The sequence below is a fragment of the Lentzea kentuckyensis genome (assembly GCF_002150765.1).
GTDB classification, from domain to species: domain Bacteria; phylum Actinomycetota; class Actinomycetes; order Mycobacteriales; family Pseudonocardiaceae; genus Lentzea; species Lentzea kentuckyensis.
In genome coordinates this window covers 33017-42007 of sequence record NZ_MUYM01000080.1, presented here as the reverse complement: position 1 = coordinate 42007, position 8991 = coordinate 33017, and the positions used below count along the sequence as shown (strand labels likewise).

Here is an 8991-nt window from a genome sequence, read left to right as displayed (position 1 = left end):
ACTTCCGGCAGCCTGCTTAGCTGAGCGCAGCAGCGGCCGAGCTGTGATTTCCGCACGGCCGAGATGTCAGGCCGCGGCTTGCTGAGTGGAGCGTCCAGCTGAGCCGAGGACGCCGCCGCTAGCCCAAGGCCATCGACAGCCGGGCCGCGATCGCGCGCACCGCCGGTGTGTCGTACCGGTCGCACTCCGCCAGCGCCCGCACCCGCAGCGCGCGGGCCTGCCCCGGCTCCCCGGCCGCGTCCGCGAGATCCGCCAGCCGAGCCATGATCTCCACCCGGTGATCGGACAGCCTGGCCTCGTCCAGCGCCGCCAGCAACTGCGAGCGCGCCTCCGCGAGCCGTCCCGCGTCGAGCAGCACCAGGCCGCGGTTGTGCCGCACCCGAGCGACCCCGGCCGTCGTGCCGTGTCTGAGGAACAACGACTCCGCCTCGTCGAGCAGGTCCAGCGACGCCGGCACCTCACCCGCGGCGGCCAGGGTCGTGGCCAGGCGGATGAGCATCATCGACAGCAGCTCCTCGTCACCGCCGGCCTTGCGGTGCTGGAGCACGCCGCGTTGCTGCACCTCGATGGCCTCGTCGTTCGAGCCGGCGGTGTGCAGCATCAGGCCGAGGAGCGAGAGCGCCAGGTTCTCGCCGATCAGGTAGCCGGCCTGTTCGAACAGCGCCACGGACTGACGGCTCAGCCACACGGCCTGGTCGAGCTGCCCGAGGCGGCGCCGGATCGCGGAGCCGTAGTACCAGGTCCACGCCTCCGTCAGAATGTCGTCAGCAGGAACGGACGCGGCCTCCTCGTGCACGGCCAGCGCTTCGTGCGGCTGCCCGCACAGCGCGTAGAGCGCCCACGAGAGATAGTTCAGCTGTTCTGCGGTGTCACGGGCATTGCCCAACGCCTGTGCCGCCGAGGCACCCGCGCGGAACACCTCACGCCACAACTCGCCGACACCGTGCATGTCCGAGTACCAGTGCATCGCCTGGGCCAACGCGAGAACGCGTGCGTGTTCATCGGCGGCAACGGCCGACCGCAAGGCGCCGCGCCAGTTCTCCAGTTCCAGCGCGAGCCAGCGGCCGGCGGATTCCTTGGACCGCACCGGGTTGTCGTGGTCGAACGCGAGCGCCGCCTGCGTTGCCGTCGCGAGCAGCCAGTGCCGCAGCCGGGTGCTCACCTCCCGAACGTCGGCCGGGGCCTCGTCGACCTCGAGCCGTTCGCCGGCGAACACCCGCAGCAGGTCGTGGAGCGTGTAGCGGCCGGGCGTCTCGCTGATGCCGAGCAGGCTCGCGTCGGCGAGCTCCTCCAGGGCTTCCTCGCCCGACGGGGTGAGCACCGCGGCGAGGTCCGCGCTGATGTCCGGGCCCGGCACCAGCGCCAGGCGGCGGAACAGCGTGGCGGCACCGGCACTGAGCTGGTGGTAGGAGATCTCGAACGCCGCCCGCACCTGCAGATCGCCGGCCCGCAGCACGGACAGCCGGCGCCGCTCGTCCTCCAGCTGGTCGGCGAGGTGCGCGATCGTCCACTGCGGCCTGCTCGCCAGCCGGTTGCCCGCGATCAGCAACGCCAGTGGCATGCCGCCGCACAGCCCGGCGACCCGCGCGGCCGCGTCCGGTTCGGCGGCCAGGCGCCGGGGGCCCGCGACGACGCGCAACAGTTCGATCGACCGGTCCAGCGGCAGCAGACCCAACGCCAGCCGGTGGCGGGCGTCCAGACCGCTCAGGGTTCTGCGGCTGGTCACGAGCACCAACGTGCCGGGGCTGGAGGCGAGCAGCGGTCGCACTTGTGCCTCGTTGGCGGCGTTGTCCAGCACGAGCAACACCGTGCGTTCGCGCAGCAACGAGTGGTAGAGCGACAGCTTGTCGTCCGGGTCGTTGGGGATCGCGCGTTCGTCCACTCCGAACGATCGCAACAGCCGGTGTACGGCCCGGTCCGGCAACACCGGCGCGCTCTCCGTGCCGCGCAGGTCGAGGAACACGCTACCGTCGGCGAACCGCTTGCCGAGGCGGTGGCCGGCGTCGATGGCGAGCGCGGTCTTGCCCGCGCCGGGCGCGCCGTGGAGCACCGCGATCTGCAGCCGCGACGACGACTCGGCGTCGCACGCGAACCCGTCCAGCAACCTCCGCTCGGCGTTGCGGCCGGTGAGTTCGGTGAGGACGGGCGGCAGCGTGAACGACGCCACGGCGGACGCCACCGCCTCGGGCATCTCCGGCCTTTCCTCCGCCGCGCGGACGCGGCCGGCGCGAGCGAGCGCGGTGAACTCCGCCGCCTCCTCACCCTCCAGCCCGAGCCCGCCGACGAGCAGCTGCACGGTGCGGAACTGCGGTGTGAGCGTGCGGCCGCGTTCCATGTCGCTGATCGCGCGCATGCTCAGACCGGTGCGTTCCGCCAGTTCCTCCTGAGTCAGCGGGACGCGCGAACGGTAGAAGCGAAGAAAGTCCCCGAACGTGGTGCTCACGATTCGATAGTCGCACTATGTACGGCGTCGTTGCTGGCTGGAGGACTTCTGCCGGTGGTTCTGCCGGTTGTTCAGGAAGGTGAACCGGACTCCGCGAACCGGAGCACCCGCAGGCCCTCCAGCCGGAGCGCGGCCGGGTAGATCGCCTTGTAGATACCGCAGTTCGGCGACCGCACGTCGAACCGGCCGGTCGCGCGGAACGTCGCCACCGAGCATCCGCCTGAGCACCAGTTGCGCCACGTGCAGTCGCGGCAGCCTTCCTTCTCCTCGGCCAGCAGGTTGCGGATGCCGGGCCGGCGCACCGCGGTGATCGGGTCGTCCGCGCCGACGTGCCCGACCGGGGAGCCGAGTTCCATGTGGCACTGGGAGATCGCCCCGCTCTGGTCGATCACCACGTAGTCGTCGCCCACCCCGCACGCCTTGCGGCGCGGCTCGACCAGCTGGCCGCGGTCGAGCACGGAACCCAGCACGCTCCACGGCGGCATGGCCTCCTCGATCGCCGCGAACGCGTCCGCCACGCCGTCGACCATCGCCTCCTGCTCGTAGCGCAGTCCGGAGGCGTCGCCCGTGCAGGCGTTGTCGCGGAAGAAGTTGAAGCTGAACGTCAGGTCCCTGGCCAGCGCGAACCGGACGACCGATGCGATGTCCGCGGTGTTGCCGGACGTGATCGTGATCGACAGGTGCGGCGGCAGGCCGCGCTCGATCAACTGGTCGATCGTGCGCATCACCAGGTGCGCGGACGGCTTGCCGCCGAGCGTCGGGCGCTGGGCGTCGTGCGTCTCGCCGAGGCTGTCCAGCGAGATCATCACCCTGATCGACCGCTGCAGCAGGTCGCGCGTGAAGCGAGGGGGGAGCGCGACGCCGTTGCTCAGCACCACCGCGCTCAGGTCGAGTCCGTGTTCGGCACACCGCGCCACCGCGTGGTCGTGCAGCTCCAGCAGCACCGCGGCGTTCAGACTGGCCTCGCCGCCCGCGTACTTCAGCCGCAACGCGCGGAAACCGTGCCGCAGGGCGGAATCGACGAGGGCGTCCACACTGGACTTCGCGAGCGCGGTGTCCATCTCGTCGGACGACTTGTGCACGTAGCAGTACGTGCAGCGCAGGTTGCAGGCGTTCGTCACGTGCAGCCACGCCGTGAGCTCACGCGACTCGGTGAACGACGCGACCGCGGGCTTGCCCGGTTCGTGCACGAGGTCCTGCTCGGCCAGCCGGCGCACCACCTGCGTGACGGCCTCCTGGTCGTGCCCGGCGAGGTCCCGCGGCGCGACGGGGGAGCGGAACTGCCGGAAGACGTCCAGGCCGCGTTCGTTCACCACCACCACGCCGCCGTTGCCCTGCGGGGCGAACAACACCCAGTGCTCCGAGTCCAGCGGCATCTCCAGCACGTCCCGCGAACGCACCAGTGGGCGTCCGGAGTGGACTGTCCTCTCCGGACGCGTCGAGCGCGCGCCGCTGGTGGGGCAGGCGCAGTCCTCGCAACTGCGCACGACCAGCTCGTGCCCGTGCGGCACGTCGTAGCTGGACAACGCGAACGCCCGGACGCCGGTCGAACTCATGGTGCACTGCCTCCTGCGGCGGGGAATCAGTAGAGCTGTTCGAGACGGGCGAGCAATGACGTGAACTGCTTCTGCTCGTTCTCCGCCGTCCACATATGGCGCAGAACCGTATACCACTCGATCTTCACTTCGTCCGGAAGCTCGTCGTACACGCGCTGAAACCTGGCGAACTCCGTGGCGATGGCGGCGGCGCCGTGCGAGCCGACTCGCAGGTCGGCGAGGAGGGAGAACCCCGTGCCGTAGTGCTGGACGGCTCGGTGCAGGCTCACCAGATCCCGGCTGGGCAACGCGTCCTGCGCGGCCAGGTGCCCCCGCATGAGCTCCCACCTGCCCTGCAGATCGAGGAACCCGTACCGGGCGATCGCCTCGAGCACGTCACCGGTCAGCGCCTCGAGGTTGTCGCGATAGGTCTGTCTCCCGCTCTCGTACCACGCGCGATACGCGAGCTCGACGTACTCGATGATGTTCGCGGAGAGGAACCAGCCGTCAGCGATCCGTTTCGCCGCGATGATGGACAACCGCAGATACTCGAGCCCGGTGTCCACATCGGTCGTACCGACGATCCGGCCGGCCCTGTTCAACGCGGACGGATAGCCTCGGATCGCACGGTCACGGCAGATCTCCATGGAGCGCTCCGCCAGCGACCGCGCCCGCTCCAGCGGGTCTTCCGCGAGCACGATGCCCGCCTGGTCGGCCTGGAACAGGCAGATCGCCTGCTCCTGGTAGATCTGCCCCAGCCACGCCCAGCTGCTGTGCGCCTGGAAGATCGTCTCGGCATCGCGGTAGTCCTGCCACGCCTCGCGGAAGTTCCGCTCGTAGCGGTGCACCTCACCGGACACGCTGAGTGAGATGCCGACACCGAGCCTGATGCCGAGCCGTTCCCGGACCCGGATCGCGCTCTCCACCAGGTTGCGGGCCTCGACGTAGGAGCCGCGAAGCGCCTTGAGATACGCCCAGTTCGTCTGGATCGACGCCATCTCCTCGCGGATGTCATGCGAGCTGCCGGGGCCGAGTACTTTGGCGAGAGTGTCTCGTGCGCGCCGGTAGGAGTCGTCCGCGTCCTGCCACTGGCCGATGTTGCGGTAGAAGAAGCCGAGCTCCTTGTTCGCCTGCGCGACCCGCCGTGCCTGTGCCGGCAACGGGAGCTCCTCCGCCTGGCGTTGCGCTTCCTGGAAGAACACCTTCGCGTCGGCGATTCGGTCCGGGATGCGCATGCAGGCGTTGCCGCGCTCGTTCGCCAGCCGATACCGCATCTCCGGCCCCGCGCCCCGCAGCGGCACGTCCTGCAGCAGCTCCATCGCGGCCGCGGGCTGTTCGTTGTGGGTCAGGAACGACGCGATGATCAGCGTGATCTCCAGGTACCGCACCGGTGCCTGGTCGGTCAGCCAGCGCTGGAACCTCCGCACGACGACGCCGAGCACGTCGTCCAGCGGCGCCGTGAACCTGGCTCGCGGCAGGAACCGCTCCAGTTCGTGGCAGATGAGTTCCTGGAACAGCAGATCGTTGTCCTGCGCGGCTTCCTCGTGCAACTCGATGAACCGGTCGGTGCCGTCCTCGAAGGACAGCAGCATCCGGTAGTGCAGTTCGGCGGTGCGGATCTGGTCCAGCTCACGCTTGTCGGCGGGCAGGCGCACCAGCTCGCGCAACGCCTCGTCGCCCGTGTTCGGCATGGTGTTCATGCGTTCGGGCAACGCCTCCAGCTCGCGTTGCTGCTCCGAGCTCTTCTTGCGGTGCAGTTCCGAGTACGCCCGCACGGCGTTCTCCCAGAGCGCGGTCCGCCATGTCTCGTCCCTGTCCTCCAAGGGAATCAGCCGCTGAGCGAGCTCCTCCGCCAGCGCGTCGTGCAACGTCACGTAACGCTGGTTCGCGCGCGGCCGGACCCACGGCCGGGCGAGCAGCAGTTCCCACGCCTCGTCCCACGACGCGGCGTCCGCGGGCAGCCCCCGGTCGTGCATGAGCTGCTGCCAGATCGTCTGGTTCACGCTGTGTCGTACCACGGCGAGCCGTTTGATCGCCTCCGCCCAGAACCCGGTGTCGCGGAACGGTGTGATCAGCCGCCGCCGGAACAGGTCACGCCGCTTGTCGGTGATCTCGCCGTCCTCGGTCATCTCCCGCGGCGGGTCCTGGTGCACGAGGTAGGCGACGGCCAGCGCGAGCCAGAGCGGATGCCCCTCGGTCAGCTCGGCCAGCCGGTCGCGCTCGGCCTCGGTGAGCGAGCCCCGCAACGGTCCCGCGTCGAAGTAGGCCGCGATCTCGGCACCGCTGAAGCCGCCCAGTTCGACGACCGTCGTGTCCAACGGCCGGTGCACGCCGCCGAGTTGTTCCTGCAGCGGATCCTCTTCCCGCGCAGGCCTTCCGGACACGACGAACGCCGTGGAGGGCAGCTCCTTCATCCACTGTGTCAGCTTCACCAGGAACGACGACATGCCGCGCACGGCCTCGACGGTGTCCAGTGTGATCACCACGGTGGTGCCGCTGGCCGTGACGAACGCGCGGTAGCAGTCCACGAACTGCTCGTTGAGCCGTTCGAGATGCCCCTTGATCGTCTCCAGCCCGATCCGCTGCCGGGTGACGTCCTCGAACGACGCCGCCTGGTGGAAGTACTTCTCGAAGTACACGTGCTCCGGGTCCAGCCGCACCGCGATGTCGTGCTCGAGGTTGGTCAGCAGCCAGTACTCCGAGTCGTCGACGTCGATCGGCGGCATCCACACCACGCCGTCGTGCCCGCGGTCCGCGAGCTCTCGCACCAGCCTCGTCTTGCCGACCCCGCCCGGCCCGTACAGCAGCACCGCCCGGCTGGTGCCGTCCTCGCGCACCTCGTCGACGACACCGAGGACCGCGCGTTCCTCCGCGCGCCCGATGTAGAAGTGGTCGTTCTCGGTGCCGCGCCAAGTCATGTGCCCTCCGAGACTGCCGTGTCGATGGCCGACAGCACTTCCTGGAACAGGCCGGTGTGGTCGTGCAGGGTGAGCTGGAACTCGTGGTCGTCGATGAGCAGCTCGTGCACGCACTCCGCGAACTCGCGCGGGTCGTACAGGTCGGAGTTGAGGAAGTCCTTCGCCAACTGTCCGGCCGTCTCGGGCAACGTCTCGTGCAGCCGCGATGGTTGTTGCAACAGCTGGCCGCACAGCTCGTGCCACAGGCATTCGACCATCATCACGACCTGCTCGCTACCCGCCTGGTTGACGGTCCACTTCTGGTAGCACCACTTCGCTCCTTCGTGCGCGGACGCCCGTTCGCCGTCGGTGCGGTAGTAGTAGCGGTACAGCACTCGCCGGATCGGCGGATTGATCACGCGCCACAGACTGGACCTGGGTTCCAGCAACGACGTCGAGTTGAGGGCGGCCCACAGTTCACGCATGTTCCAGCCGGCCGAGGTCGCGTCGTCGCGCAGCGCTTCGTCGCTGTCGTAGTGGAACTTCAGGTGGGACTGGGTGATCAAACGGTAGGGGGCCAGCGCTTTGAGCGCGTGGTCCAGCGCTTCCTTGGCGGCGGGGGCGTTCGTGACGCCGGACGGGAAGAGCACGTCGTGCGTCAGGAGGTCCGTCCGCACGTACTTCGCGGTGACCGCGTCGAAGGTCGACGACTTGCGCAGGCCCCGCTCGATTCCGATCAGGTTCGCCTTGTACGCCCAGTCCATCCAGGCACTGAGTAACGCGGGCAGCCCGTCGCTCTCCCGCTGGAGTGCGACGGCGGACCTCCTGACCAGACCGTCATCGGCGTCGGGCACGCCGTCGCGCACGGCCTGCTCGATCACGTCGAGCTTGAACTCCGACAGGCTCAGGGTGATGAAGCGGCACTGCGCGTACCGCCCGAGCCCGTGCCATCCGTTGGGCCGGCGCGTCCCGATGATCACGCTGAACCGCTTGCGCATCCGCCGTTCGACGAGGTGCGTGTAGACAGCGGTCAACGCACTCCGCACCTTTGCCGCCGTAGCGCGGTCGAGTCGTTCCGCGCTGTCGAGCAGGTACAGCTGGTTGTTGCCGCGTTTGCTGACCTCGCGGGCGATGTCCTCGACCTCGTCCTCGGTCAGCGAATCGCCCTCCGGCTCGACGTTCACGCCCATCAGCTCGACCACGACCTTGGCGGGCGCACCCCACAACTCGGGCCACCGCGCCAGGTCGAGCAACCGCGTCTCACCCCAGCTCCTGGCCGTCAGCCGCCGCTCGACCTCCCGCAGGAACCACGACTTGCCCATCCGGGGCGGCGCCGCGACCACCCACAGGTCCTGCCCGCTCGACAGGCTCAGCGCGTCGAGCAGGTTGGTCAGCTCCTGCTCGCGGTTGCGGAACCGCCCGCCGTCGGGCGGCGCGGCCTGCACCCCGAACGTCGCGAGCAGCCCGGCCAGCTTCGCCTCCGTGAGCGCCCGCAGGTCGTGCCGCGCGTAGTTGCCGAGGAACGGTTCCACCGGCTCGTCGAAGTCGCCGACCTCGCACACCGTGATGACCGGCCGCTTGATCTTGGGGTCGACGGCCATCCGGTACGCGGTGAGCCACTCCTTCGTGCACCACTCGGATTGCTGGTAGTGGCTCGAAAGGAGCACGACGAACCGGTCGGCCTTGCGCAGTTCGTCGGAAAGGGCCGCGACCCACTCGCCCCGATTGGTCTCCTCGTACCAGAACACGTCGAAGCCGTGCTGTCCGAGCAGTGCCGCAAGCGTCCTGGCCGCGCTGCCGTCCTCTTCGGCGTAGCTGAGGAAGACCCTGGTCACCTGCACCTCGTTCCCGCGATCGTCCGTGACCCGACCGCCGGCAGATGCCCCCGTCCAGGTCGCTGCCCGCGATATCGACCCCGTGCCGAATTTCGCTACGGCACCCTCGACGATTGTTTGACCTGGTTGACGGGAATTCGGCATTTTTCACCCGTTCGGCCTTGCCGGACTCGCAGGTCGCGGACCTTACCGGTACGCAGGCGAGTACGTGAACCGGAGCAGAGCGGTTCACCGGGCGGTATTCCGATCGACCACGAATTCTATTCGATATTCGAATAGGT

4 protein-coding genes are annotated in these 8991 nt (G+C 69.0%); all 4 read right to left on the bottom strand.

The annotated features are described in order from the left end of the window. Positions 1-118: 118 nt before the first annotated feature. The 4 genes from B0F77_RS33610 to B0F77_RS33595 all read right to left on the bottom strand — a co-directional run bounded on the left by B0F77_RS33610 (position 119) and on the right by B0F77_RS33595 (position 8710). Positions 119-2443 carry an ATP-binding protein gene (locus tag B0F77_RS33610; protein WP_245848972.1) on the bottom strand — a complete coding sequence of 775 codons (2325 nt, stop codon included), beginning with the start codon at positions 2441-2443 and terminating at the stop codon, positions 119-121. A 71-nt stretch (positions 2444-2514) separates the two neighbouring features. Continuing rightward, the gene (locus B0F77_RS33605) at positions 2515-3999 is read right to left on the bottom strand and encodes a radical SAM/SPASM domain-containing protein (RefSeq protein WP_086667050.1); all 1485 of its coding nucleotides are present in this window, start codon (positions 3997-3999) and stop codon (positions 2515-2517) included. A gap of 26 nt (positions 4000-4025) precedes the next feature. Next, positions 4026-6896 carry a tetratricopeptide repeat protein gene (locus B0F77_RS33600; RefSeq protein ID WP_158102889.1) on the bottom strand — a complete coding sequence of 957 codons (2871 nt, stop codon included), beginning with the start codon at positions 6894-6896 and terminating at the stop codon, positions 4026-4028. Beyond that, the gene (locus B0F77_RS33595) at positions 6893-8710 is read right to left on the bottom strand and encodes a toll/interleukin-1 receptor domain-containing protein (RefSeq protein ID WP_158102888.1); all 1818 of its coding nucleotides are present in this window, start codon (positions 8708-8710) and stop codon (positions 6893-6895) included. Before B0F77_RS33595 ends, B0F77_RS33600 begins: the two co-directional genes overlap by 4 nt. Positions 8711-8991 lie beyond the last annotated feature (281 nt).

What these genes read in the sequence shown, in the direction of transcription:
- B0F77_RS33600 (WP_158102889.1), bottom strand. Translation starts at nt 6,896, where the DNA reads ATGACTTGGCGCGGCACCGAGAACGACCACTTCTACATCGGGCGCGCG.
- B0F77_RS33605 (WP_086667050.1), bottom strand. Translation starts at nt 3,999, where the DNA reads ATGAGTTCGACCGGCGTCCGGGCGTTCGCGTTGTCCAGCTACGACGTG.